Below are 24231 nucleotides of genomic sequence, written 5' to 3' on the forward strand. Positions count from 1 at the left end.
CCCTACTCGCCAGTAGGCTACGCCTATGACCGACAGGTACGCGAGCTTCGTCCAGACGGGGGCCGGTCGCGCGCTGGTCAAGCGCCTCGGGCTGCCCGATCCGCCTCGACTGCGCCGACACACGCCGGGCGACCCGCTCGTTCCCGGGCCGGTCCTGCTCGGCAGCGCCACCGGCGGCCGGCTCGCCGAGCCGGTCGGCAGGATCCTGGCCGCCGCCGGGGTCGAGCTGGCCGACCCGGCCGCCACCGCACGCTTCGCCGCCCTGGTGTACGACGCCACCGGCGTCACCGACTCCACCGAGCTGCGTCAGCTCTACGACTTCTTCCACCCGCAGGCCCGCGCGCTGCTGCCCAGCGGCCGGGTCGTCGTGCTCGGCACCCCGCCGGCCGACTGCGGCTCGCCCCGAGAGGCGACCGCGCAGCGCGCCCTGGAGGGGCTGACCCGCAGCATCGGCAAGGAGTTCGGCCGGGGCGTCACCGCCCAACTGGTGTACGTCACGCCGTACGGGGACGCCGGCACCCCGGTCAGCCTGGAGTCCACCCTGCGCTTCCTGCTCTCCGGCCGGTCCGCGTACGTGTCGGGGCAGGTGATCCGGGTGGGCGCCGGCACCGCCACGGCGCCGGCCGACTGGGACCGGCCACTGGACGGGCAGGTCGTCCTGGTCACCGGCGCGGCGCGGGGCATCGGCGCGGCGCTCGCCCGGGTCCTAGCGCGGGACGGCGCCCGGGTCGTGGCGCTGGACGTCCCCGCCGCCGGGGACGCGCTGGCCGCGGTCGTCAACGAGATCGGCGGCAGCGCGGTGCAGCTCGACCTGACCGCGCCGGACGCCCCGACCCGGCTGGCCGAGCACCTGGCGACGCGGCACGGCCGGGTCGACGTGGTGGTGCACAACGCCGGCATCACCCGGGACAAGACCCTCGGCCGGATGGACGCCGACCGGTGGGACTCGGTCATCGACGTGAACCTCTCCAGCCAGGAGCGGATCAACGACGTGCTGCTGGAACGCGACCTGATCCCGGCCGGCGGGCGGATCGTCTCGGTCTCCTCGATCGCCGGCATCGCCGGTAACCGGGGGCAGACCAACTACGCGACCAGCAAGGCCGGGGTGATCGGCCTGGTCGACTCGCTCGCCCCGGTGCTGCGCGAGCGCGACATCAGCCTCAACGCGGTCGCGCCCGGGTTCATCGAGACCCGGCTGACCGCCCGGATGCCGCTGATGCTGCGGGAGGCGGGCCGGCGGATGAACAGCATGGCCCAGGGCGGCCTGCCGGTCGACGTGGCCGAGACGATCGGCTGGCTGGGCTGGCCGGCGACCGGCGCGGTCAGCGGCAACCTCGTCCGGGTCTGCGGCCAGAGCCTGCTGGGGGCATGATGGCGCGACGCGAGCAGCGAGATCTGCCCCGGATGCCGGCGACCGGCGCACTCTATCGGCGCGCCCTGCTCGGGGCGCTGCCCGGCCTGGGCGGGCGGCGCAGGCCAGAGCTGCCCGAGGTGGAGCTGACCGTCAGCGGGGTGACCGTCGACCGGACGCACCTGGCCGACTACGACCGGGTCTGCGGGTTCCGGCTCACCGACCGGCTGCCGGCGACGTACCTGCACGTGCTGGGCTTTCCGCTGGCGCTGCGGCTGATGACCTCGGCGGAGTTTCCCATCCCGCTGACCGGGGTGGTGCACGTGGCGAACCGGATCACCGTGCACCGGCCCATCGAGGCCGGCGAGCCGCTGGACTTCCGCACGTACGCGGAGAATCTGCGCCCGCACGAGCGGGGCCGGCAGCTCGACGTGGTGCTGATCGGCTCGGTCGGCGGCGAGAAGGTCTGGCGGGGTGTCTCGACGTACCTGGGGAAGGAGCGGAAGGCCGGCGGCGGCCCGGGGCGCGACCGGCGTGACCGGCCGAGCACGCCGGCCGGGTCGGCGCAGTGGCGGGTGACCCCACGGGTGGGGACCGACTACGCCCGGGTCTCCGGGGACCACAACCCGATCCACACCTCCCGGCTCGGGGCACGCCTGTTCGGCTTCCCCCGCCCGATCGCGCACGGCATGTGGAGCAAGGCGCGTTGCCTGGCCGCGCTGACGGACCGGCTGCCGGAGGCGTACACGGTGGAGGTGACGTTCAAGCTGCCGGTGCCGTTGCCGTCCACGGTGGCCTTCACCGCCACCACGACCGGCCCGGCCTGGGACTTCGCCCTGCACGACGCCCGTTCCGGCAAGCCGCAGCTCGTGGGCACTGTCGGCTGTTAATAGGGGTCCCCTGCTCTACCGGACGCGTTAACAGGGGGCCCCTCCTTACGCCTTCGGCGGGTGCCAGGTGGTGCCGCGTAGTAGTTGGTCGGCGCCGAGCCAGGCGACGTTCATCATCCGGGTGGCGGTCTGCTCGGGGTCCGCCTCCGGGTGGTCGGCGAGCCAGTCGGCCAGCGACTCGCTCGCGCCGACCAGGGCGTACGCGACGACCTCCAGATCGGTGGCGGCCACCTCGCGCCCACCGGCCCGCAGCGCGTGGTCGAGCATCCCCGCGACCACCTCGACCAGTTGGTTGCGCATGGCGGCCAGTTCGGCGGCGAACGGCCGCTCGCCGCGGGCCTGGCGGTAGAGCACCGCCCAGCCGTCCCGGTGTGCGCCGACAAAACCGAAGAAGGCGCGCAGCCCGCGCCAGAGCCGCTCGTCGACGGGCAGGTCGGGGGCGGCCGCGCCGGCGATGGCCGCCATCATCCGGGTGCCCTCGCGGTGCAGGCAGGCGACGAAGAGCTCTTCCTTCGTGCCGAGATACGCGTAGACCATCGGCTTGGAGATGCCGGCGTCGTCGGCGATCTCGTCCATGCTGGCGGCGTGAAAACCCCGGCGTGAGAACACTTTGACCGCCGCGTCGAGCATCTGCTGCTCGCGTACGGCTCGGGGCAGGCGCTTGAAGGTGGGCAGGCCGGACACCTTGCGAGCATACCTACTCCGACGTAAGGTTACGCCCGAGTAACCATGTCGGCTCGCCGCGAGAGGTGCATCCCATGACGGACTTCGACCCGGCCAACTTCGCGAACCTCAGCCCGAAGGAGTTCGCGCAGCTGGTCAAGTCCACCCCCGACGACAAAATCGCCGAGGTCATGTCCGGCGACACGCGCGGCAAGATTCTGAACGAGGTCTTCGAGCGCATGCCGTCGCTGTTCCGGGCCGACCGCGCCGGCTCTACCAACGCGGTCATCCACTGGGGCATCACCGGCCGCGCCGACGGTGGCACCGACACCTACGAGATCGTCGTCGAGAACGGCACCTGCGCCGTCTCGAACACCCCGTCGCGGGACCCGAAGCTCAGCCTGACCATGGGCCCGGTCGACTTCATGAAGATCATCTCCGGCGGCGGCAACCCGGTCATGATGTTCATGACCGGCAAGCTGAAGGCCAAGGGCGACCTGGGCCTCGCCGCCAACATCGCCAACCTGTTCGACATCCCCAAGGCCTGACATGGCCGAGTTCTCGCTCGACCTGAACGAGGAACAGCGGGATCTCCGCGACTGGGTGCACGGCTTCGCCGCCGACGTCGTGCGCCCGGCCGCGGCCGAGTGGGACGCCCGCGAGGAGACCCCCTGGCCGATCATCCAGGAGGCGGCGAAGGTCGGGCTGTACGGCTTCGAGTTCCTCGCCACCTGCTGGGCCGACCCCACCGGCCTCTCCCTACCGATCGCCAGTGAAGAGCTGTTCTGGGGCGACGCCGGCATCGGGCTGAGCATCTTCGGCACCTCGCTGGCCGTCGCCGCCATCTACGGCGCCGGCACCCCCGACCAGCTCGTCGAGTGGGTGCCGCAGTGCTTCGGCGAGGTAGACCAGCCGGCGGTCGCCGCCTTCTGCAGCACCGAGCCGGAAGCCGGCTCGGACGTCGGGGCCATGCGCACCCGCGCGGTCTACGACGAGGCCGCCGATGAGTGGGTGCTGAACGGGCAGAAGGCGTACGCCACCAACGGCGGGATCGCCGGGGTGCACGTGGTCACCGCCTCGGTCGAGCCGGAGCTGGGCTCGCGGGGCCAGGCGGCGTTTGTCATACCGCCGGGCACGCCCGGGCTGACCGCCACCCGCAAGCTGCGCAAGCTCGGGCTGCGCGCGTCGCATACCGCCGACGTCTTCCTCGACGACGTACGGGTGCCGGGGCGCTGCCTGCTCGGCGAGCGGGAGGCCCTGCTGGCCCGGCTCGACCGGGCCCGCTCCGGGCAGCGCGCCACCGGCCAGGCGGCGATGCGTACCTTCGAGCTGACCCGCCCGACCGTCGGCGCGCAGGCGCTCGGCGTGGCCCGCGCCGCGTACGAGTACGCCCTGGACTATGCCCGGGAACGAGTCCAGTTCGGCCGACCGATCCTTGAAAATCAGGCGGTCGCGTTCGCGCTCGCCGACATGAAGATGGAGATCGACGCGGCCCGCCTGCTGGTCTGGCGGGCCTCCTGGATGGGTCGCAACAACCGGCCGTTCACCGCGGGCGAGGGCTCGATGTCCAAGCTCAAGGCCGGCGAGGTGGCCGTCTCGGTCACCGAGAAGGCGGTCCAGTTGCTCGGCGGCGCCGGCTTCCTGCGCGACCACCCGGTGGAGCGCTGGTACCGGGACGCCAAGATCTACACCATCTTCGAAGGCACCTCCGAGATCCAGCGACTGGTCATCTCCCGGGCCATCTCCGGGATGCAGATCCGCTGACCCACCGAGGAGGGCTGTGGCATGGACCTGCCGTTCATCGTCGCCACGCTGACCCGACGCGGACTACTCAACCCGGGTCACCCGATCCGGGTCGCCGCCCAGCTAGGCGCGCTGCGCAGGTGGGGCTGGGGCCTTGCCGGCGAGCTGCGCCAGGCCGCCGCGCGCGACCCGGGGCGGGTCGCCGTGGTCGACGAGCACGGTGCCACGCTGACATACCAGGAACTGCTGGTCCGCGCGGAGCGGCTGGCCCAGTCGATGCGGGCCGGTCTCGGCGTCCGGACCGGCGACCGGGTCGGCCTGCTGTGCCGCAACCACCACGGGCTGATCGAGGCGATCGTCGCGGCGATGCTGCTCGGCGCGGACGCCGTACTGGTCAACACCGGGCTCTCCGCGGCGCAGCTCGCCACCGTGACCCAGGAGCAGTCGTTGCGGGTGCTGGTGCACGACACCGAGTTCGCCGAGCAGGTCCTCGGCCTCCCCGCCGACGTGCACCGGGTCGACGAGCACGGCCGGGAGGAGCTGATCGCGGGTGCCCTGCCCGGAACCCAGCTCCGGCCGCCGGAGCGGGACGGCCAGACCATCGTCCTCACCTCCGGCACCACCGGAGCGCCCAAGGGTGCCCGCCGGCCCACGCCGAACGGCTTCGGCCCACTCGTGTCCATCATCGACCGGATCCCGCTGCACGCCCGGGACACGGTGATGATCGCCGCGCCCCTCTTCCACACCTGGGGGTACGCGGCCCTTCAGGTGGCCTTCGCGCTGCGCTCCACCGTCGTGCTGCACCGCCGGTTCGACCCGGCCGCCACGCTGGCCGCCCTGGCGGAGCAGCCCTGCGACGCGCTCTTCGCCGTACCGGTGATGCTGCAACGGCTGATGGAGCTGCCGCCGCCGGACCACCGGCCGCCGCTGAAGGTGGTCGCGGTCAGCGGCTCGGCGCTGCCCGGCGGGCTGGCCACCGCGTTCATGGACCGCTACGGCGACGTCCTCTACAACCTCTACGGCTCGACCGAGGTCTCCTGGGCGTCCATCGCCGACCCGGCCGACCTGCGCCGAGCGCCCAGCACCGCCGGCCGGCCGCCGCACGGCACCCGGCTGGAGATCCTGGACCAGGCCGGCGCGCCGGTCCCCGGCGGCCAGGTCGGGCGGATCTTCGTGGGCAACGAGATGCTCTTCGAGGGATACACCTCCGGGGCCGGGCGGGAGCGCCGCGACGGCCTGCTGGACACCGGTGACCTGGGCCGGATCGACGCCGACGGTCTGCTCTTCGTCGACGGACGAGCCGACGACATGATCGTCTCCGGTGGAGAGAACCTCTTCCCCGCCGAGGTGGAGGACCTGATCGCCCGGCTGCCCCAGGTACGCGAGGTCGCGGTGATCGGCGTACCCGACCCGGAGTACGGCCAGCGGCTCGCCGCGTTCCTGGCCCTGCAACCCGGCGAGACGCTCGACCCGGAGGCGATCCGCGAGTACGTGCGGCACTACCTGGCCCGCTTCTCCGTGCCCCGGGACGTGGTCCTCGTGAAGTATCTGCCCCGCAACGCCACCGGCAAGGTGCTCGGCCACGAACTGCGCCGCTACTACGGCTGAGACCGGGGCCGGTCACGGATAGACGGTCAGCCCGGGAGCCTGCCCCAGCCGAACCAGCTGTGCCATGTCGAGCAGCGGCTGCGGGGCTGAAATCACCCTCACCCCCGAACCGGGCTGCGGCGTCTGGTTGTTGGTCATCAGCATCACCGACGTGCCGTCCGCCCGACTCACCAGGACGGCCCGCCGCCTCGGCGGCAGCTCGGCCAGCAGGGCGAGGACGGTGATCCGTTCGGCGGTCTCCTCGGCCACCGGGCGGACGACGGAGTCCGGCACCTCCGCCCACGCGGCCTCCCGCCGCCACGGCCGGCGGCGCTCGTCCAGCCAGGCTCGCAGCAGGGTGCGCCGGACGTACGCGTCCGGACTGTCCATGGCGGACACCCGTCGCCAGTGTCGCAGCAGCTTCACCAACGCCGTCGACACCAGATCGTCGGCGGTGTGCCAGTCGCCGCACAGCAGGTACGCGGTCCGCCGCAACGGTTCCAGACGCGCCGCGACGTACTCGCGATAGCCCTCGACATCTACCGGCAGCCCGGCCACCTCCTCGCCTCACCGCTCAAACGGAGGCGACGGCGCCCGGGGTTGCCCGGTCAGGCGGGGATGTCGATCCGACCGTCCACTGCGGCGGCGGCGATGTCGGTGCGGTGGTGCGAGCCGGCCAGCTCGATGCCGCGTACCAGGTCGTAGGCGGCGTCCCGGGCGGCGGCCAGGTCGGGGCCGGTGGCCGTACCGCACAGGACCCGGCCCCCGGCGGAGCGCAGGGTGCCGTCGGCGTCCCGGCGGGTGCCGGCGTGGATGACCCCGGCACGGTCCGCACCGGTGATCACATCGCCGGTACGCGGCGCCGCCGGGTAACCCTCGGCCGCCACCACGACGGTGACCGCGGCAGCGTCCCGCCAGCGCAGCGGCGGGTGCTCGGCGAGGGTGCCCGTGGCGGCGGCGTGCAGCAGCCCGGCGAGCGGCGTCTCCAGCAGGGCGAGGACGACCTGGGTCTCCGGATCGCCGAAGCGGGCGTTGAACTCGATCACCCGAGGGCCGGCGGTGGTGATCGCCAGGCCCACGTAGAGCAGGCCGGCGAAGGGCGTGCCCCGGCGGCGCAGCTCGGTCAGGGTCGGGTGCACGACGTCGCGCATCACCTCGTCGACCAGGCCGGCCGGAGCCCAGGGCAGCGGCGCGTACGCACCCATGCCGCCGGTGTTCGGTCCGGTGTCGTCGTCGCCGACCCGCTTGAAGTCCTGTGCCGGCAGCAGCGGCAGCGCCGCCTCGCCGTCGGTGACCACGAACAGAGAGACCTCGGGCCCGGCCAGATATTCCTCGATCACCACCCGGCCGCACTCCTGTGCGTGCTCTTCGGCGGCGGCCCGGTCGGTGGTCACCACGACGCCCTTGCCGGCGGCCAGCCCGTCGTTCTTCACCACGTACGGCGGCCCGAACTCGTCCAGCGCCCGGCCGACGCTCTCCGCGTCGGTGCAGGTGTACGCCCGGGCGGTGGGCACGTCGGCGGCGGTCATCACGTCCTTGGCGAACGTCTTGGAGCCCTCCAGCCGGGCGGCCTCCGCCGACGGGCCGAACGCGGGGATGCCCTTGGCGCGGACCGCGTCGGCCACCCCATTGACGAGCGGCGCCTCGGGCCCGATCACCACCAGATCGGCGCCGACCTCAACCGCGAGCGCCGCAACGGACGCCGGATCGGCCGCGTCAACATCCCGCAGGTCAGCGACGGCAGCAATCCCCGGATTCCCCGGCGCCGCGATCAACTCCGTGACCGCCGGATCCCCAACCAACCCGAGCGCGAGCGCATGCTCCCGCCCACCACTCCCGACAAGAAGAACCCGCACAACCCGGCATCCTACTGCCCCCACCACCCCACCCCGTTGATCATGATGTTGGCGGCACATGTCGAGATCCACTCCGCCGCCAACCTCATGATCAACGAACAGGTCCCGTGGGGTCAGGGAAGAAGGGGGTGACGGAGGACGTTCTCTTCGCGGCCGGGGCCTACTCCGATGACGCTGACGCGGGTGCCGCAGAGTTCTTCGATGCGGGCGATGTACCTGCGGGCGTTCTCGGGGAGCTCTTCCTCGGTTCTGGCCTCGGTGATGTCCTCCCACCAACCGTCCAGTTCTTCATAGATCGGGGTGGCGTGGTGGAAGTCGGTCTGTGTCATCGGCATGTCGTCGAACCGCTCGCCGTTGATCTCGTACCCGACGCAGATCGGCACCTTCGGCAGGCCGGTGAGCACGTCCAGCTTGGTGATGACCAGATCGGTGACGCCGTTGAGGCGGCACGCGTACCGGGCGACGACCGCGTCGAACCAGCCGCAGCGGCGCTCCCGGCCGGTCGTCGTGCCGTACTCGTGGCCGATCTTGCGCAGGTGCTGGCCGTTCTCGTCGAACAGCTCGGTCGGAAACGGACCCGAGCCCACCCGGGTGGTGTACGCCTTGCTCACCGCGATGACCTTGGTGATCGCGGTCGGCGGGATGCCCGCGCCCACGCACGCCCCACCCGCCGTCGGATTCGACGAGGTGACGAACGGGTACGTGCCGTGGTCCATGTCGAGCATGGTGGCCTGAGCGCCCTCCAGCAGCACCGTCTCGCCGCGGTCCAGGGCGTCCCAGAGCATCACCCGGGTCTCCGCGATGTACGGCCGGAGCCGCTCCGCATAGCCCAGGTATTCCTCGATCGTCGCGTCGACGTCGATCGCCTTGCGGTTGTAGACCTTGAACAGCACCTGGTTCTTCTCGCGGAGCGCCAACTCCAGCTTCTTACGCAGGATGCCAGGGTCGAGCAGGTCCTGGAGCCGGATCCCCATCCGGGCGACCTTGTCCCCGTACGCGGGCCCGATGCCCCGGCCGGTGGTGCCGATCCGGGACGAGCCGAGGTAGCGCTCGACCACCCGGTCCAGCGCGCGGTGGTGCGGCATGATCAGGTGCGCGTCACCGGAGATACGCAGCCGGGATACGTCCACGCCCCGCTCGGCGAGCCCGTCGATCTCCTGCAGCAGCACCTTCGGGTCGACCACCACACCGTTGCCGATGACGATCATCGCGCTCGGTGACAGCGCACCGGACGGCATGAGGTGCAACGCGTACTTCTGGCCGTCCGGGGTGATCACCGTGTGCCCGGCGTTGTTGCCGCCGGAGTAGCGCACCACGTAGTCAACCCGCTCGCCCAGCAGGTCGGTAACCTTGCCCTTGCCCTCGTCGCCCCACTGGGCACCGAGGAGCACGATCGCTGGCATCTTCTTCGCCTCCAGAAGGCTCGGGTGCCAGGTGGCGACCGGTCAGCGAGCCCGGGGTGTCAGGCTAACAAGAGGTAACGGCGGGACCGGCAGGGGTTCGTCGAGAAGCAGGAGGCTCCTTCGTGTACGACGTGGTGCTACTCACCCTCGACTCGGGGCGGGACGCGCCCGGTGGAGGCTGTGGCAGCGGTGGAGCCTGCTGCGGTGGCGCCGACGAGGCCGCCGAGGCCCAGCCCGCGGAGCGCTGCGAGACGCCGCGCGTACCAGTGCTGGCCTGCGCGGACGCCCTGACCGCCCGCGGTGCCCGGGTGGAGACGGTGACCGCCCACTCCGACGCCGAGATCGACGAGGTGCTGGCCCGCCTGGACGGGCCGGTGCGCCCCGACGGCCTCACCTGGCCGGATCCGGACACCAAGACCCGGCTGGTGGTCGCCACGGCCACCGACGGCCAGTTGCGCGCCGTGCTGCGCCGGCTGGTTCGGCGGTACGCTCCGCCGCCCAGCCGCCGCCCGGCCGACCTGCCCGACAACCGGACCGTCCCCGACCTGCCGCCGATCGGCGTGCTCCCGCTCGACCCGGCGCGGAGCGGGACGGCGCGGGACCTGGCCGCGCAGCTCGGGCTGCCCCGCGACCCGGCGGCGGTGGCCGACGCCGTGCTGGACGGCACGGTCCGCCGGCTCGACCTGCTGCGCAACGACGGCGGTTCGGTGACCCTGGACGGCGCGCTGCTCGGCGCGGCCGACGAGACCGGCCGCCCGCTGCACTGGCGGGCTCGGGTCGAGGTCGACGACAAAGTCCTCTCCCACGGCGAGGACCCGATCATGGCCTGCGCGATCGGCAACGCCGGCGGGTACGCACGCCTGAACGACGTGACGCTGTTGGCCGAACCGGACCCGACCGACGGCCAGGTCGAGGTGGCGGTGGCCGTGCCCGTGGTCACCCGGTCCGCACTGGGCCGCAAGCGGGTACGCCTCGAGGTGCGCCGGGCCCGGGGGCGGGCGGTGGCGGTGGTGCCACGCGACGAGAAGGTGCCCTTCCTCGACGACGGCGTCGAGGGGGAGTTGAACCGAAAGCGGTCCTGGTGGACCGAGCCGGGCGCCTGGGCGGTCTGGACGGCCTGACCCCCTTCGATCCGATCGGGCCACCCGGCAAACCGGACCGCCTATCCTCGGCGGGAGGAGTGGGGAGGAACCGTGGTGCACGAGAACGCCGACCGGGCCCACGTGCCGGGCCAGCCACAGGTGCCCGAGCGGGACATCGAGCCGCTCTGGCCGTCGGGTCCGACCGACCCGGCCGCTGCCGAACCGCCCTGGGCGGCGCCCCAGCCCGCCGCGCCGGTCTGGCCCTCCCCTGCCACGATGGCCACGCCTCCGACGACCGCCCGGCCACCGGCGCCGCCGGTCGACCCGGCCGCCGGACCGGCACCGGACCGGCCGCCGCCGGACGCCGGCAACGAGATACCCGCACCGCGCAGCGCACCGCCGCCGCCGCCGGTCAGCCTGGATCAGCCAGCCGTCGACGGGCCCACGGACGCGCCGCAACCGGCCGGGCAGCCGACCACCGACGGTTCGGCCGGCATACCGGCGGACGGTTCCGACCAGTGCGGTAAGCCTGCGGCAGCTGTCGGCGGCCGGACCGAGTCGCCGTGGGCACAGCCGCCGCAGCGGTTCGCCAGTTCAGCGAGCGAACCCGCCGTAGAGCCGGTGCCGCCGCCGAGCGCAGCCAAGCCGGCAGAGCAGCTCGCCGCCGAGCCGGTCACGCCCGCCGCCGGGGCGGCTTCGCCCGCCGCCGGGGCGGCTTCGCCCGAGTCGGTGAGCGGCGGGACAGCGGGCGGTGGCGGCTCGCCCGAGCGTCCGGCGCCGCGGCTCGGGCCGTTTCCGCCCGCGCCGGGCGTACCGCAACGGTTGTATGGTGGCGGCGCGGCACCCCCGCCGGGACCGGTCGCATACGGCCAGCCGGCCGGATATGGACAACCGGGTTATCCGACGGCGCAGGCGTATCCACCGCCACCGCAGGCGGATGGGCCGGTTCCGCCGGGCTGGTATCCGCCGGCCTGGCCTCAGCAGGGTGGCCCCGCGCCGCAGCAGGGTGCTCCGCCCGGGCCACAGCAGCCCGCCCCGCCCGGGCCGCAGCAGCCGGCCCCCGCCGCGTACCCGGAGCCGGTCTGGGCCCCGGAGCACGGGGCCACTCCGACGGCCGAGGACTTCGCCCGCCGCCGCCAGGCCAGGCCGGCTGATCCGGTGGCCACCATGGGCGTCCGGGCGGTGGTGAACCGGATCGGCCTGGTCCGGCTTTCACCCGGACGGCACGAGCAGGAGGTGAAGCGGGACGTCGAGATGGTCCGGCGTAACTTCGGCGGGCTGCGCCAGGTGACAGTGGTCAACCCGAAGGGCGGCGCCGGCAAGACCGTCGCCATCCTGCTGCTCGCGATGACCTTCGGCCAGAAGCGCGGCGGGTACGTGCTGGCCTGGGACAACAACGAGACCCAGGGCACCCTGGGCATGCGGGCACAGCAGGACTTCCACTCTCGTACGGTCCGGGACATGCTGCGTGACCTGGGGCAGTTCCAGGGTCCGCACGGCCGGGTCGGTGACCTGTCGCAGTACGTCCGCTCACAGGGCGAGGGAATGTTCGACGTGCTCGCCTCGGACGAGTCGGCGACCGGTGGGGAGATGCTCACCGCCGCCGCGTTCGCCGAGATCCGCGAGGTGGTCAGCCGGTTCTACAAACTGATCTTCGTAGATACCGGGAACAACGTCCGAGCCCAGAACTGGCAGGCCGCGATGGACGCCACCGACCAACTCGTGGTCACCATGTCGGCCCGGAACGACTCGGCGGAGACGGCTGCCCGAATGCTCGACCACCTGGAGCAGAGCGGGCGGCAGCGACTGGTCCGGCAGGCGGTGACGGTGGTGTCGATGCCACCGTCGCGCAAGGAGATCGATCTGCCGGCGATCCAGACGCACTTCGCGGCTCGTACCCGGGCCGTGCTGCTGGCACCGTACGAGCGGCTCATCGACACCGGCGAGCCGATCCGGTACGGGCAGCTCTCCTCGGCGACCCGGGACGCCTGGCTGAAGATCGCCGCTGCGGTCGCCGAGGGGCTGTAGTTCCGGCGACGGCCGACCCGGCCCGGGTGGTCGGACCGGCCGTCGGCGCGAATCAGTGGCTGGCCACGGCGTCCGCGGCGGCCGGGTCGCAGTCGCGGAGGAACTGGGCACAGCGGGCCGCCTCGTCCGCCTCGCCGATCTCTCCTGCGGCGCGGGAGAGCACGTAGAGGCAGCGGAGGAAGCCCCGGTTGGGCTTGTGCGACCAGGGCACCGGACCGTGACCCTTCCAGCCGCTGCGGCGCAGCTGGTCCAGGCCCCGGTGGTAGCCGGTACGCGCGTAGGCGTACGCCGCCACGACCTGGCCCTCGGCGAGCGCCCGGGTGCCGAGCGCCGCCCAGGCCGCGCTGTGGCTCGGAAATTCGCCCGCCACCTCGGCGTACGCCTCGTCGGTGTCCTGCTCCGCGGCGGCGGCCAGCGCGGCGTCGGCCTCCTCGTGCGCGGGCAGGAGGGTGGCCGGTGGCTCAGGCAAGAGGTTCTGCATCGCCCCATTCAACCCGCTTCGCGGCCGCCCGCGCGAGAGGGTCCGGCGACCTGGTCAGCTAAACGGCTGAGGCTTTCGTCACGCCTGCGGTGTCGGCACACGTACCGGCGGCCCATGCCGCGCCGCGCTGTTATCCACTACAAATACAGATCCGGAGCCTCCCCAGGACCCGGTTACGCAGGAGCCCGGCGGCCTGGCCGCCGGGCTCCTGTCCGTGCCGGAGGTGTGCCGGCTTGCCCGGCTCGGGCAGCATGAGCCCGTGCCGACCCCACCTCCCGCGGACGTCATCGAGCCGCGCGACACCAGCACCGACGAGGTCCAGACCCGGGCCGACTTCGATCAACGGATGGCCAGGGGAACCCTCGCCGGCCTGATCGTCCAAGGGCTGCGCCTCGACCTCGATCCGGTTCCCGACCTGCGCGACGTCGAGGTGCACGGCGCCCTCTTCGTCGGCTGCCGGTTCGCCAACCGGGAAGTCGGCGCGGACCTGGTCCGGCGCGGCGCGAACGTGGTTCCGCCCTTCTCCGGGCTGCCCTATTCGACCCAGCCGGCCCACCTCTACACCGCCGACGACCTGGCCGCGGGCTTCGCCGACGGCGGCTTCGCGGCGATGTACGACACCCGGGTGTACGCGCACTACCGGGCGCACGGCGGCGCGCTGCCGGACGTCCGAGAGGCGCTCGGCCAACGACTGCACGACCACGGGGTGGACAACGCCCTGGTCGACGCCACCCGGACCTGGCTGGCGGTGCACGGTCCCCAGTCCGTGGTGGGCGTGATGGGCGGGCACGCGGTGCCGCGCGGCAGCGCCGCGTACCGGACGGCGGCGGTGCTGGGCTGGGAGCTGGCGCGGGCCGACCGGCTGGTGGTGACCGGCGGCGGCCCCGGCGTGATGGAGGCGGCCAACCTGGGCGCGTTCCTCGCGGCCTGGCCGGCGGAGGAGCTGACCGCGGCGGTCGATCTGCTCGCCACCGCCCCCGACTTCACCGACCACGACCGCTACACGGAAGTGGCGCTGCGGGTGCGGGAAAGGTACGCGGCCGGCCCGGCCCTGCCGAGCCCGCGCCCGGCCGCCACCGGCACCGAGTGGGCCCGGTCGGGCGGGCTGGCCATCCCCACCTGGCTGTACGGGCACGAGCCGGCGAACCTGTTCGCCGGGCGGATCGCCAAATATTTCTCGAACGCGATCCGGGAAGACACCATCCTGCGGTTGGCCCGGGGCGGGATCGTCTTCGCGCCCGGCCGGGCCGGGACGGTGCAGGAGGTGTTCCAGGCGGCCACCAAGACCTACTACGGCACCGACGGCGCGAGCGGGGCATACGTCTTCCTGGACCGGGCCTACTGGACCACCGACCTGCCGGTCGAGTCGCTGCTGCGCCCGCTGCTGGCCGCCTCCCCGTTCGGCGACCTGTCGGCCACGGTGCACCTGACCGACGACGTGCACGAGGCGGTCCGCGTGCTCACCGCCGCATAAAGGGAGAGGCCCCCTATTAACAGACGTCTGTTAATAGGGGGCCCTCCTTTCAAAGCGTCACTTCATCTTGGTGCCGGTGGAGCGCAGGGCCTCGCAGGCCTCGACGACCCGGGCGGCCATGCCGGCCTCGGCGGCCTTGCCCCAGACGCGAGGGTCGTACATCTTCTTGTTGCCGACCTCGCCGTCGACCTTGAGCACGCCGTCGTAGTTACGGAACATGTGGTCCGCCACCGGCCGGCTGAAGCAGTACTGGGTGTCGGTGTCGATGTTCATCTTCACCACGCCGTAGTCCAGCGCCTCGCGGATCTCCGACAGCAGCGAGCCGGAACCGCCGTGGAAGACCAGGCTGAGCGGCTTCTCCTTGCCGTACTTGGCGCCGACCGCCACCTGGATGTCGTGAAGCACCTCGGGGCGGAGCTTGACGTTGCCCGGCTTGTAGACGCCGTGCACGTTGCCGAAGGTCAGCGCCGCCATGTAGCGGCCCTTCTCGCCGAGGCCGAGCGCGTCGACCATGGCCAAACCGTCCTCGACGGTGGTGTAGAGCTTCTCGTTGATGGCGTTCTCGACGCCGTCCTCCTCGCCGCCGACGACGCCGACCTCGATCTCGAGGACGATCTTGCCCTTGGCGGCTTCGGTGAGGAGCTGCTCGGCGATCTCCAGGTTCTCCGCCACCGGCACGGCGGAGCCGTCCCACATGTGCGACTGGAACAGCGGCTCCTCGCCGCGCTGCACCCGCTCCTGGGAGATGCCCATCAGCGGCCGGACGAACTTGTCCAGCTTTTCCTTCGGGCAGTGGTCGGTGTGCAGCGCGATGTTGACCGGGTAGTTCTTCGCCACCTCGTGGGCGTACTTGGCGAACGCGACCGAACCGCTGACCATGTCCTTGACGGACGGGCCGGAGAGGTACTCGGCGCCACCGGTGGAGACCTGGATGATGCCGTCACTCTCCGCGTCGGCGAAGCCCTTGAGCGCCGCGTTCAGCGTCTGAGAGGAGGTCACGTTGATCGCGGGGTACGCGAACCGGCCGGCCTTGGCCCGGTCGAGCATCTCCGCGTAAGCCTCGGGGGAAGCGATGGGCATGTCGAACGCTCCTTACTTACCGCTCTCGGCCCGTGCGGGCCGCTGTCTTCCTTGGTGCGCCGGACCGCGCTGTCCATCGCGGGCAGTATCCCGTAGCTGACGGCGACGGGCACAACCGGCCCGCTCACCGGTACCTCCGACGGTCCGGCACCACGATGCTGATCACCCAGCTGACCACAGCCACCACGATGGCCCCCCAGAAGGCGGACCAGAAGCCGTCGACGTGGAACGGCAGGTGCAGCTCCCGCGCGATCCAGTTGGTGAACAGGAACAGCAGGGCATTGACCACGAGCGCGAACAGCCCGAGGGTGAGCAGGTAGAACACGCAGCCGAGCACCTTGATGACCGGTTTGAGCACCGCGTTGACCACGCCGAAGATCAGCGCCACCACGAGCAGCGTGAGCGCGGTGTCCGTGATGTCACGGCCGGTCACCTTCACTCCGGGCACGATCATCGTGGTGATCCACAACGCGATCGCAGTGATCGCCAGTCGGACCAGGAAGCCCACGTCCCCCATCCTGGCACCGGTCACCTCGGCAGGAGGCGCAATCCACCGACTCCGGCCCGGCACCGAGCGGGAAGCGGAGCCAGCCCGTACGGTGTGGTGGTGACCGTCCGCACCGAGATCCCCGGGAGGGACGATGGGTCAGCCCGACGAGGACTTCGCCCCGAGCGACCACCTCGCTCCGGAAGAGCGGAACCTGGAGGCGGAGCCGGCCGACGCGGTTGAACAGGCAGCGGTGATCAACCCGGAGGACGGCGAGACCGAGCCGTACCGCGGCCTGGAGGCCGGCGACTGGGACGCGATGGAGCAGGCCCGGGTGGTCGTCGCCGACGAGGACGACTACCGCTGAGGCCGCGGATGGGGCCCTCGACCAGGAAAAGGGATCGACACCCCTGAGAGCATCAGGGACGTGCTGCTGACCTTGACCACGACCCACCGCCCCGCGACCGATCTCGGGCACCTCCTCATCAAGCACCCGGACCGCGTACAGAGCTTCGACCTGCCGGCGGGCACCGCGCACGTGCTCTACCCCGAGGCGGACGAGCAGCGGTGCACGGCGGCCCTGCTGGTCGAGGTCGACCCGCTCAAGCTGGGCGGCGGTCGGGGCCGCAAACAGCCGGCCACGCCGAACACTTTCACCCTCGGGCAGTACGTCAACGACCGGCCGTACGCCGCGTCCAGCCTGCTCTCCTCGGCGCTGGCCCGGGTGTTCCGGTCGGCGCTGCGCGGCGAGTCCCGCGACCGGCCGGAGCTGGCCGCCGCCCCGATTCCGCTGGAGGTCCGGGTGCCGGTGCTGCGCTGCCGGGGCGGCACCGAGCTGGCCGTACGGGTCTTCGCCCCGCTGGGCTGGATGGTGACCGCGACCCCGATCCCGCTGGACGAGGCGTACCCGGAGTGGGGTGACAGTCGCTACGTCGATCTGACGCTCACCGGCCGGCTGCGGGTCGCCGACGCGCTCAACCACCTCTACGTGTTGCTGCCCGTGTTGGACGACGCCAAGCACTACTGGGTGGCGCCGGACGAGGTGGACAAGCTGCTCCGGGCCGGCGCCGGCTGGCTGGCCGACCACCCGGAACGGGGCCTGATCACCCGCCGCTACCTGGCCCACCGCCGGGCCCTCGCGGGCGAGGCGCTGGCCCGCCTGGCCGAGCTGCGCCTCACCGACGAGCCACCCGCCGACGACAGCGTCGAACCCGACCAGCCACGCGAAGCGGCCCGCGCCTCGCTGGCCGTACGCCGGCGCGAGGCGGTGTTGGCGGCGCTGCGGGCCAGCGGCGCCGGCCGGGTGCTGGACCTGGGCTGCGGGGCCGGGGCGCTGCTCGCCGCGCTGGTCGCCGACCGGCGGTTCACCGAGATCGTCGGCACCGACGTGTCCAGCCAGGCGCTCACCCTGGCCGGCCGGCGACTGCGGCTGGACCGGCTGCCCGAGCGGCAGCGGGACCGGATCAAGCTGTGGCAGTCGGCCCTGACCTACCGGGACGACCGGCTGCGCGGGTACGACGCGGCGGTGCTGATGGAGGTGATCGAGCACGTCGACCCGCCGCGCCTGCCGGCGCTGGAGGACGCGGTGTTCGGGCACGCCCGACCCGGAACGGTGGTGGTGACCACCCCGAACGTGGAATACAACGTCCGCTACGAGGGGCTGAACACCGGCCGGTTCCGGCATGCCGACCACCGGTTCGAATGGACCCGGGCCGAGTTCGCCGCCTGGGTCGACCGGATGTCGGCGACCCACGGCTACACCGCGACGATCAATGGGATCGGCGACGACGACCCCGAGGTGGGCAGCCCGACCCAGCTCGCCGTGCTGACCCGGAAGGAGGAAACCAGCTCATGACCACCCTGGACATTCCCGAGCTCGCCCTGGTGGCGCTGGTCGGCGTCTCCGGATCCGGCAAGTCCACGTTCGCTCGGCGGCACTTCCTCCCCAGCCAGGTGCTCTCCTCGGACACCTTCCGAGGGCTGGTCGCCGACGACGAGAACGACCAGTCGGCCTCGGCGGACGCGTTCGACGCGCTGCACCACGTGGCCGGGATCCGGCTGCGCCGGGGCCGGCTCACCGTGGTCGACGCGACCAACCTCCAGCCGCACGCCCGGGCCGCGCTGGTCAGGGTGGCCCGCGAGCACGACGTGCTGCCGGTGGCGATCGTGCTGGACGTGCCGGAGGCGCTGGCCTGGGAGCGTACGCACTCCCGGGCCGACCGGACGCACGGCCGGCAGGTGCTCGCCCGGATGCAGCGGGACCTGCGGCAGTCCTACGGGCGGTTGGCCCGGGAGGGCTTCCGCAAGGTGCACGTGCTGCGCGGGGTCGAGCAGATCGACGCCGCCGAGATCTGCTACGAGCGGCTGTTCAACGACCGGCGGGAGCTGACCGGGCCCTTCGACATCGTGGGCGACGTGCACGGCTGCCGGCAGGAGTTGGAGGCGCTGCTGCTGCGGCTGGGCTACGCCCTGCGCCACGACGACGCGGGTCGGCCGGTGGACGCGGTGCACCCGGCCGGGCGTACCCCGGTCTTCGTCGGTGACCTGGTGGACCGCGGCCCGGACTCCCCGGGGGTGCTGCGCCTGGTGATGGGCATGGTGGCGGCCGGCCACGCGATCTGCGTGCCCGGCAACCACGAGCAGAAGCTGCTGCGCAGGCTGCGCGGCCGGGACGTGCGGCTCACCCACGGCCTGGCCGAGACGATGGCCCAGCTGGAGTCGGAGCCGGCGGAGTTCGTTGCGGACGTGGCGACCTTCGTCGACAGCCTGGTCAGCCACTATGTGCTGGACGGCGGCCGGCTGGTGGTCGCGCACGCCGGCCTGAAGGAGGCGTACCAGGGCCGGGCGTCGGGCCGGGTCCGCGCGTTCGCGCTGTTCGGGGAGACCACCGGCGAGACCGACGAGTACGGCCTGCCGGTGCGCTACCCGTGGGCGCGCGACTACCGGGGCTCGGCCATGGTCGTGTACGGCCACACCCCCACCCCCGAGCCGGAGTGGGTCAACAACACCATCTGCATCGACACCGGCTGTGTCTTCGGCGGCCGGCTCACCGCGTTGCGCTACCCCGAGAAGGAGCTCGTCTCCGTCCCGGCGGTGCAGGAGTGGTACGCCCCGGCCCGTCCGCTGGTCGCGCCCGCACCGGTCCGCCCGGACACGGTGCTGGACCTGGCCGACGTCACCGGGCGGCGGCACCTCACCCACCCGTACGGGTCGCTGACCGTGCCCGCGGAGAACGCCGCCGCCGCACTGGAGGTGATGAGCCGGTACGCGGTGGACCCGGGCCGGCTGGTCTGGCTGCCGCCGACCATGGCACCCTGCTCGACGTCGACGGTCGAGGGGTTCCTGGAGCACCCGGAGCAGGCGTTCGCCGACTACCGCGCGGCCGGCGTCGAGCGGGTGGTCTGCGAGGAGAAGCACATGGGCTCGCGGGCCGTGGTGCTGGTGGAGCGGGAACCGGGGCGGTTCGCCGGCGGGGTGGTGCACACCCGCACCGGCCGGCCGTTCTTCGGGCCGCCGCTCGACGACGAGCTGCTGGCCCGGGTCCGCGCCGCGGTCACCACGGCCGGGCTCTGGGCCGAGCTGGGCACCGACTGGCTGCTGCTCGACTGCGAGTTGCTGCCCTGGTCGGCGAAGGCGGGCGGCCTGATCCGCGAGCAGTACGCGGGGGTCGGCGCGGCCGGCCGAGCGGCCCTGCCAGCAGCGCTCACCACGCTCGACGCCGTCGCCGCGCGCGGGCTTGCGGTCGAGGAGCTGCGCGGCCGGCTGGCCGACCGGGAGTCCGAGGTCCGGGCGTACTCGGCGGCGTACCGGGCGTACGTCGGGCCGACCGACGGGCTGCGCGGGGTGACGCTGGCGCCGTTCGCGGTGCTGGCCGGGGCCGGGGCCAGCTACGCCGACCGGGACCACGGCTGGCACCTGACCGTGGCGGACCGGCTCTGCGCGGCGGACCCGGAGTTCTTCACCCTGACGCGGCGGCAGGTGGTCGACCTGACCGACGCGGCAGCGGTGGCGGCGGCGACCGACTGGTGGCTGGCCCTGACGGCGGCCGGCGGCGAGGGCATGGTGGTCAAGCCGTACGCCGGCCTGGCCGCCCGCTCGCCGAGGGGCGCGCTGCTCCAGCCGGGCATCAAGTGCCGAGGCCGGGAGTACCTGCGGATCATCTACGGCCCCGGGTACACCGAGCCGGGGCAGCTCGCCGCGCTGCGCCGGCGCTCGCTGGGGCGTAAGCGGGGGCTGGCCCTGCGCGAGCACGGGCTCGGCCTGGCCGCGCTGGACGCGCTGGCCGAGGACGCTCCGCTCTGGCGACGACACGAGCTGGTCTTCGCGATCCTCGCCTGCGAGTCCGAACCGGTCGACCCCCGCCTCTGATGACCCCGTACGCCCCGGTCCGGCACGTGGCCGGACCGGGCTTGGGTACCCTTTGTGGCCGTGGACACAGCACAAAAGACCCGGATGCTCTCGGAGAGCATCGCCTTGAACCCGCTCGACCCGAAGGAGATGATTCACACCTTCGGCCTGGTCGGCGTCTGGGCGATCCTCTTCGCCGAGACCGGCCTGCTGGTCGGCTTCTTCTTCCCCGGCGACTCGTTGCTCTTCCTGGCCGGGGTGGCCTCATCGTCGGTGGCGGACGCGATCTTCGGCGCCGGCACCCGCCTGAACCTGGTCGCGCTGCTGATCGGCGGGCCGCTCTGCGCGATCGCCGGCGCCCAGTTCGGGCACTGGCTCGGCGCCCGGTATGGCCGGCGGATGTTCGACCGCCCCAACTCCCGCCTCTTCAAGCGGGAGTACGTGGAGAAGGCCGAGTACTACTTCCAGAAGTTCGGTCCGGCGAAGGCCGTGGTGCTGGCCCGGTTCATTCCGATCGTGCGGACGTTCCTCAACCCGGTGGCCGGGATGCTCGGCATGCCGCCCCGACAGTTCCTCCTCTGGAACGTGGTCGGCGCGATCCTCTGGGTGGACGGCATCCTGCTGATCGGCTACCTGCTGGCCGCCCAGATCTACAACGCGATCGGCGACAAGATCGACCGGTACATCCTGCCGGTGGTCGCGCTGATCATCGTGATCTCGGTGCTGCCGATCTTCTTCGAGTTCCTCCGGGACCGGCGGGCACGCAAGCGCGGCGAGGCAGTCACCGTGGTCGCCGCGGCCAGCGCAGCCGGTGCCGTTGACGCGCTCCGGCGGGAGGCCGAGGACGACGACGACCCCCGGCACGGCGGCCGGCGCGGCCAGCACCGCCGCTGACTTTTAGATACGCCGATGGCCGGTCCCCTGAGGGGGCCGGCCATCGGCGTAGACCTGTCGAGCTGCGGGTGGTGCGGATGCCGGGCAGCCGTCACCGTCCGGTGGTGACGTCGCCCCTGCCACGCCACCCGTGGTCGCGCTCAAGCGAGGCGGCCGGCGGCCACCTGGACTCGGGCACGTCCGGTTTCAGCGGGCCTTCTTGGTGGCCCGCTTCCGCGGCGGGGTGAGCAGATCCGCGATCGTGGCGATCGCGGTCGGCACCAGCCGGTAGTACGCCCAGACACCGCGCTTCTCCCGCTCCAGCAAGCCGGCCTCGGTGAGGATGCGCAGGTGGTGACTGACCGTCGGCTGCGAGAGGCCGAGCGGCGCGGTGAGGTCACACACACACGCCTCCCCCTCGGGAGCCGACTGGATCAGGCTGAGCAGCCGCAGCCGAGCAGGATCGGCGAGTGCCTTCAGCACCCCCGCGAGCCGCTCGGCATCGGCACGTTCGATTGGCTCGCCGGCGAGCGGCGAGATCTGAGGCATGGTCATTTCAGCCAACGCAGTTCCCACGTATTCCATCCTTCCACCAGCAGCATCGATCCGCCTGCATATCAGCAGATCCGAATCGGCAAATTTTTACGCCACAAGGCCGAGGTCAGCCAACGTATAGGCCGCCCGATAGGGCAGTCCGGCGGCTCGTACCGCGTCGCCAGCGCCTCGATCAACAATAACCGCCACACCGATCACCTCGGCCCCGGCCTCACGCAACGCCTCCACTGCGGCCAGCACACTGCCGCCCGTGGTCGAAGTGTCCTCGACCGCCAGGACCCGGCGACCGGCCACGTCCGGCCCCTCGATACGCCGCTGGAGGCCGTGCGCCTTGCCCGCCTTGCGGACCACAAACGCGTCCAGCGGCCGGTCGGTCTCGGCCGACGCGTGCAGCATCGCCGCAGCGACCGGGTCGGCCCCGAGGGTTAGTCCACCGACGGCGTCATACGCCCAGTCGGCGGTGAGGTCGCGCATCACCCGACCCACCAACGGCGCTGCCCGGTGATGGAGCGTGACGCGACGCAGATCGACATACCAGTCCGCCTCAAGACCGGACGAGAGCACCACCCGACCATGGACCACAGCCAGGTCGGTGATGAATTTACGCAGGTCGTCGTGGTCCCCCATGGCGATAGAGGGTACTGCGCAAGTCTGGGAGGTGTGTGCCGGGCCCTCCCGGGTCAACCCTGCGAGCGACCGACGGGTGGCGATGTCCGGCTACGCTGTGCCACCGTCCATCCCGGTCGGGAGCGCCAATCCCGTCTCCTGGACGCCCACGGACCCGGCGAGGTCAGTCAGTGCCGGGTGTGATCCGCCCGCGGGTGTCCCGGGAGACACCGCGCAGCAGCCGTCGGGGCGCGTGCCGCAGGCCCGCCACGGCCAACTTGTACTTCCAGCTCGGCACGCTGACCAGCCTGCCTTTCCGCAGGTCACGCAGCCCTTCGTCGACCACGTCGTCGGTTCGCAGCCACAGCCAGGCCGGAATACGCGACATGCTGATGCCGGCCCGCTCGTGGTATCCGGTACGGGTGTAGCCAGGGCAGAGCGCCATCACCCGTACGCCGAGCGGCGCCACCGACTGACCGATCGACTCACTGAAATTCGTCACCCATGCCTTGCTGGCCGAGTACGTCGAGCCCGGCATTGGGACACCGAAACCAGCAACGGAAGAGACATTTATCACTGCCCCCGTTCCTCTTTTGACCATTGGTCCCAGGGCCGCATGGGTCAGTCGCAGCACCGCCAACACATTCAGCCGAAGCAATCTGACCTCGTCCCCGACGGCCGATCGGACGAACGGAGTGTTGAGGCTCATCCCTGCGTTGTTCACCAACAGCCCGATTGGCGGCTCGTCGCCAAGTCGGCGTTCGACCGCCGCACAGCCGTCGTCCGTGGACAGATCGGCGGCAATATTTTCGATCCGGCAGTCGTACCGGCGAGCCAACTCGGTGGCAGTGGTGTCGAGCCGGCCGGCGTCCCGGGCCACCAGCACCAGGTCCCACCCGTCGGCAGCGAGCCGACGGGCGAACGCCTCGCCGATACCCAGGGTGGCGCCGGTGATCAGCGCGCGGCGCGGGAACAGCTTGGTCTCCTCGGTCACGGGCGATCCTCGGGGGGCGGATTCGGCCCGGGCAGCCCCCAGGACGACGGGCCGTAGGCCGGTGGAGCCGAAGGGGGCGGCGGGCCGTAGGCCGGGCCGGAACCGGGGGCCGGCCCAGCCGGAGGCCTGGGGCCGGCCGGAGGCGTCGGACCGGTAGGCGAGGGGCGGCGGTAGAAGGCAGCAGCCCCGGGCAGGACCAGCAACCCGGCCACCAGCAGGTACCCGATGACCTGCGCCACCGACGCGGCCGCGTTCAACGGAATCCACCAGGCCGGGTACGCATCGCCGACGAGACCGAGCAGGTCGGCGGTGACCTGCTCGCCGTCGCCGAGGCGCAGCGGGGCGGCTCGCTGGCCGACCAGCACCGCCAGGCCGCAGCAGCCGCAGAACAGGCCCAGCCCGGCAATAACCCAGGTGAACACCCGAGCGCCGCGGCGGCCGGACAGCAGGCCGAGGGCGAGCCCGACAAGCACCAGCGCCATGAGCACGCCGATCACGGCCGACAGCACCGTGGAGGCGCGCAGCAGCGACACAACCGTGTCGATCTCGCCGCCGCTGGCGCCGGTTCCGCCCGCAGCCGACCGGAACCGGTCCACCGTGCCACCCGTGATGAGCAGGTTGGCGACCGCGTACGCCACGGCGCCGGCCGCCATCAGCAGCAGCACCGCTGTCGCCGAGACGACCGGCACCGGCCGGCGAGGCGGGGCCTGAACGGGATACGACACGACAAT

At 72.2% G+C, this 24231-nt stretch carries 23 protein-coding genes; 12 read left to right on the forward strand and 11 right to left on the reverse strand.

Features of this window, described 5'->3' with window-relative positions; translation table 11 throughout:
- Positions 1-25 precede the first annotated feature (25 nt).
- On the forward strand, positions 26-1372 hold the full coding sequence (locus ABZ671_RS03435; RefSeq protein WP_357850405.1) for a 3-oxoacyl-ACP reductase: 1347 nt from the start codon (positions 26-28) through the stop codon (positions 1370-1372).
- Positions 1369-2241: a MaoC/PaaZ C-terminal domain-containing protein gene (locus ABZ671_RS03440; protein WP_357850408.1), complete on the forward strand. Its 873-nt coding sequence runs from the start codon at positions 1369-1371 to the stop codon at positions 2239-2241. The genes ABZ671_RS03435 and ABZ671_RS03440 overlap by 4 nt, the downstream gene beginning before the upstream one ends.
- A 45-nt stretch (positions 2242-2286) precedes the next feature.
- Here ABZ671_RS03440 and ABZ671_RS03445 read toward each other — a convergent pair whose 3' ends face one another.
- Entirely contained in the window at positions 2287-2925 is a 639-nt protein-coding gene (locus ABZ671_RS03445) for a TetR/AcrR family transcriptional regulator (protein ID WP_357850411.1), read from the reverse strand.
- A 74-nt stretch (positions 2926-2999) separates the two neighbouring features.
- On the opposite strand from ABZ671_RS03445, the gene ABZ671_RS03450 reads away from it, so the two are divergent.
- Genes ABZ671_RS03450 through ABZ671_RS03460 form a run of 3 tightly spaced genes read left to right on the forward strand, consistent with a single transcriptional unit; the run spans position 3000 to position 6255 of the window.
- Positions 3000-3452 (forward strand): SCP2 sterol-binding domain-containing protein, encoded by a 453-nt coding sequence (locus ABZ671_RS03450; protein WP_357850414.1) that lies wholly within the window; start codon positions 3000-3002, stop codon positions 3450-3452.
- Between the two features lies 1 nt (position 3453).
- Positions 3454-4668 (forward strand): acyl-CoA dehydrogenase family protein, encoded by a 1215-nt coding sequence (locus tag ABZ671_RS03455; RefSeq protein WP_357850417.1) that lies wholly within the window; start codon positions 3454-3456, stop codon positions 4666-4668.
- 21 nt (positions 4669-4689) lie between these two features.
- Positions 4690-6255, forward strand: coding sequence for an AMP-binding protein (locus ABZ671_RS03460; RefSeq protein ID WP_357850420.1), 1566 nt, complete (start codon positions 4690-4692; stop codon positions 6253-6255).
- Between the two features lie 12 nt (positions 6256-6267).
- On the opposite strand, the gene ABZ671_RS03465 is transcribed toward ABZ671_RS03460, so the two are convergent.
- The 3 genes from ABZ671_RS03465 to ABZ671_RS03475 form a co-directional block, all read right to left on the reverse strand.
- Entirely contained in the window at positions 6268-6792 is a 525-nt protein-coding gene (locus ABZ671_RS03465; protein WP_357850423.1) for a sigma factor, read from the reverse strand.
- 50 nt (positions 6793-6842) lie between these two features.
- Positions 6843-8090 carry a phosphoribosylamine--glycine ligase gene (gene purD / locus ABZ671_RS03470; RefSeq protein WP_357850426.1) on the reverse strand — a complete coding sequence of 416 codons (1248 nt, stop codon included), beginning with the start codon at positions 8088-8090 and terminating at the stop codon, positions 6843-6845.
- A gap of 113 nt (positions 8091-8203) precedes the next feature.
- On the reverse strand, positions 8204-9493 hold the full coding sequence (locus ABZ671_RS03475) for an adenylosuccinate synthase (RefSeq protein ID WP_357850429.1): 1290 nt from the start codon (positions 9491-9493) through the stop codon (positions 8204-8206).
- A gap of 122 nt (positions 9494-9615) precedes the next feature.
- Between ABZ671_RS03475 and ABZ671_RS03480 the strand changes: the two genes are divergently transcribed.
- Both ABZ671_RS03480 and ABZ671_RS03485 read left to right on the forward strand, forming a co-directional pair.
- Positions 9616-10614, forward strand: a complete 999-nt coding sequence (locus ABZ671_RS03480) for a diacylglycerol kinase family protein (protein WP_357850432.1) — start codon at positions 9616-9618, stop codon at positions 10612-10614.
- 72 nt (positions 10615-10686) lie between these two features.
- On the forward strand, positions 10687-12603 hold the full coding sequence (locus tag ABZ671_RS03485) for a chromosome partitioning protein (RefSeq protein WP_357850435.1): 1917 nt from the start codon (positions 10687-10689) through the stop codon (positions 12601-12603).
- Between the two features lie 52 nt (positions 12604-12655).
- Here the strand turns inward: ABZ671_RS03485 and ABZ671_RS03490 are convergent, their stop codons facing one another.
- Positions 12656-13084 carry a DUF3151 domain-containing protein gene (locus tag ABZ671_RS03490; RefSeq protein ID WP_357850438.1) on the reverse strand — a complete coding sequence of 143 codons (429 nt, stop codon included), beginning with the start codon at positions 13082-13084 and terminating at the stop codon, positions 12656-12658.
- A 259-nt stretch (positions 13085-13343) separates the two neighbouring features.
- On the opposite strand from ABZ671_RS03490, the gene ABZ671_RS03495 reads away from it, so the two are divergent.
- Positions 13344-14558 carry a hypothetical protein gene (locus ABZ671_RS03495; RefSeq protein WP_357850441.1) on the forward strand — a complete coding sequence of 405 codons (1215 nt, stop codon included), beginning with the start codon at positions 13344-13346 and terminating at the stop codon, positions 14556-14558.
- A gap of 57 nt (positions 14559-14615) precedes the next feature.
- Here ABZ671_RS03495 and fbaA read toward each other — a convergent pair whose 3' ends face one another.
- Entirely contained in the window at positions 14616-15638 is a 1023-nt protein-coding gene (fbaA, locus tag ABZ671_RS03500) for a class II fructose-bisphosphate aldolase (protein ID WP_357850444.1), read from the reverse strand.
- Between the two features lie 124 nt (positions 15639-15762).
- The gene (locus ABZ671_RS03505) at positions 15763-16146 is read right to left on the reverse strand and encodes a phage holin family protein (protein WP_357850648.1); all 384 of its coding nucleotides are present in this window, start codon (positions 16144-16146) and stop codon (positions 15763-15765) included.
- 133 nt (positions 16147-16279) lie between these two features.
- Here ABZ671_RS03505 and ABZ671_RS03510 point away from each other — a divergent pair, with 133 nt between their 5' ends.
- From ABZ671_RS03510 to ABZ671_RS03525, 4 genes are all read left to right on the forward strand, one after another.
- Positions 16280-16492, forward strand: a complete 213-nt coding sequence (locus tag ABZ671_RS03510; RefSeq protein WP_357850447.1) for a hypothetical protein — start codon at positions 16280-16282, stop codon at positions 16490-16492.
- A 60-nt stretch (positions 16493-16552) separates the two neighbouring features.
- A complete protein-coding gene (locus ABZ671_RS03515) occupies positions 16553-17980 on the forward strand; it encodes a 3' terminal RNA ribose 2'-O-methyltransferase Hen1 (RefSeq protein ID WP_357850450.1) in 1428 nt (475 codons plus the stop codon).
- Positions 17977-20493, forward strand: coding sequence for a polynucleotide kinase-phosphatase (locus ABZ671_RS03520; RefSeq protein WP_357850453.1), 2517 nt, complete (start codon positions 17977-17979; stop codon positions 20491-20493). Before ABZ671_RS03515 ends, ABZ671_RS03520 begins: the two co-directional genes overlap by 4 nt.
- Positions 20494-20577: 84 nt before the next feature.
- Positions 20578-21366 (forward strand): DedA family protein, encoded by a 789-nt coding sequence (locus ABZ671_RS03525; RefSeq protein WP_357850651.1) that lies wholly within the window; start codon positions 20578-20580, stop codon positions 21364-21366.
- Between the two features lie 186 nt (positions 21367-21552).
- Here ABZ671_RS03525 and ABZ671_RS03530 read toward each other — a convergent pair whose 3' ends face one another.
- The 4 genes from ABZ671_RS03530 to ABZ671_RS03545 all read right to left on the reverse strand — a co-directional run bounded on the left by ABZ671_RS03530 (position 21553) and on the right by ABZ671_RS03545 (position 24225).
- Positions 21553-21930 carry a metalloregulator ArsR/SmtB family transcription factor gene (locus tag ABZ671_RS03530; protein WP_007073957.1) on the reverse strand — a complete coding sequence of 126 codons (378 nt, stop codon included), beginning with the start codon at positions 21928-21930 and terminating at the stop codon, positions 21553-21555.
- Between the two features lie 57 nt (positions 21931-21987).
- Positions 21988-22527: an orotate phosphoribosyltransferase gene (gene pyrE / locus ABZ671_RS03535; protein ID WP_357850456.1), complete on the reverse strand. Its 540-nt coding sequence runs from the start codon at positions 22525-22527 to the stop codon at positions 21988-21990.
- A 163-nt stretch (positions 22528-22690) separates the two neighbouring features.
- On the reverse strand, positions 22691-23500 hold the full coding sequence (locus ABZ671_RS03540) for an SDR family NAD(P)-dependent oxidoreductase (RefSeq protein ID WP_357850459.1): 810 nt from the start codon (positions 23498-23500) through the stop codon (positions 22691-22693).
- A complete protein-coding gene (locus ABZ671_RS03545; protein ID WP_357850462.1) occupies positions 23497-24225 on the reverse strand; it encodes a hypothetical protein in 729 nt (242 codons plus the stop codon). Before ABZ671_RS03545 ends, ABZ671_RS03540 begins: the two co-directional genes overlap by 4 nt.
- Positions 24226-24231: the final 6 nt, after the last annotated feature.

The organism is Micromonospora sp. NPDC006766 (assembly GCF_040636055.1).
GTDB lineage: Bacteria > Actinomycetota > Actinomycetes > Mycobacteriales > Micromonosporaceae > Micromonospora.

Excerpts from the sequence above, each read along its gene's own strand:
- fbaA (WP_357850444.1), bottom strand. The coding sequence starts at position 15,638 with ATGCCCATCGCTTCCCCCGAGGCTTACGCGGAGATGCTCGACCGGGCC.
- ABZ671_RS03520 (WP_357850453.1), top strand. The coding sequence starts at position 17,977 with ATGACCACCCTGGACATTCCCGAGCTCGCCCTGGTGGCGCTGGTCGGC.
- ABZ671_RS03490 (WP_357850438.1), bottom strand. The coding sequence starts at position 13,084 with ATGCAGAACCTCTTGCCTGAGCCACCGGCCACCCTCCTGCCCGCGCAC.
- ABZ671_RS03435 (WP_357850405.1), top strand. The coding sequence starts at position 26 with ATGACCGACAGGTACGCGAGCTTCGTCCAGACGGGGGCCGGTCGCGCG.
- ABZ671_RS03525 (WP_357850651.1), top strand. The coding sequence starts at position 20,578 with ATGCTCTCGGAGAGCATCGCCTTGAACCCGCTCGACCCGAAGGAGATG.
- pyrE (WP_357850456.1), bottom strand. The coding sequence starts at position 22,527 with ATGGGGGACCACGACGACCTGCGTAAATTCATCACCGACCTGGCTGTG.
- ABZ671_RS03530 (WP_007073957.1), bottom strand. The coding sequence starts at position 21,930 with ATGGAATACGTGGGAACTGCGTTGGCTGAAATGACCATGCCTCAGATC.
- ABZ671_RS03475 (WP_357850429.1), bottom strand. The coding sequence starts at position 9,493 with ATGCCAGCGATCGTGCTCCTCGGTGCCCAGTGGGGCGACGAGGGCAAG.
- ABZ671_RS03450 (WP_357850414.1), top strand. The coding sequence starts at position 3,000 with ATGACGGACTTCGACCCGGCCAACTTCGCGAACCTCAGCCCGAAGGAG.
- ABZ671_RS03440 (WP_357850408.1), top strand. The coding sequence starts at position 1,369 with ATGATGGCGCGACGCGAGCAGCGAGATCTGCCCCGGATGCCGGCGACC.
- ABZ671_RS03460 (WP_357850420.1), top strand. The coding sequence starts at position 4,690 with ATGGACCTGCCGTTCATCGTCGCCACGCTGACCCGACGCGGACTACTC.
- ABZ671_RS03455 (WP_357850417.1), top strand. The coding sequence starts at position 3,454 with ATGGCCGAGTTCTCGCTCGACCTGAACGAGGAACAGCGGGATCTCCGC.
- ABZ671_RS03510 (WP_357850447.1), top strand. The coding sequence starts at position 16,280 with ATGGGTCAGCCCGACGAGGACTTCGCCCCGAGCGACCACCTCGCTCCG.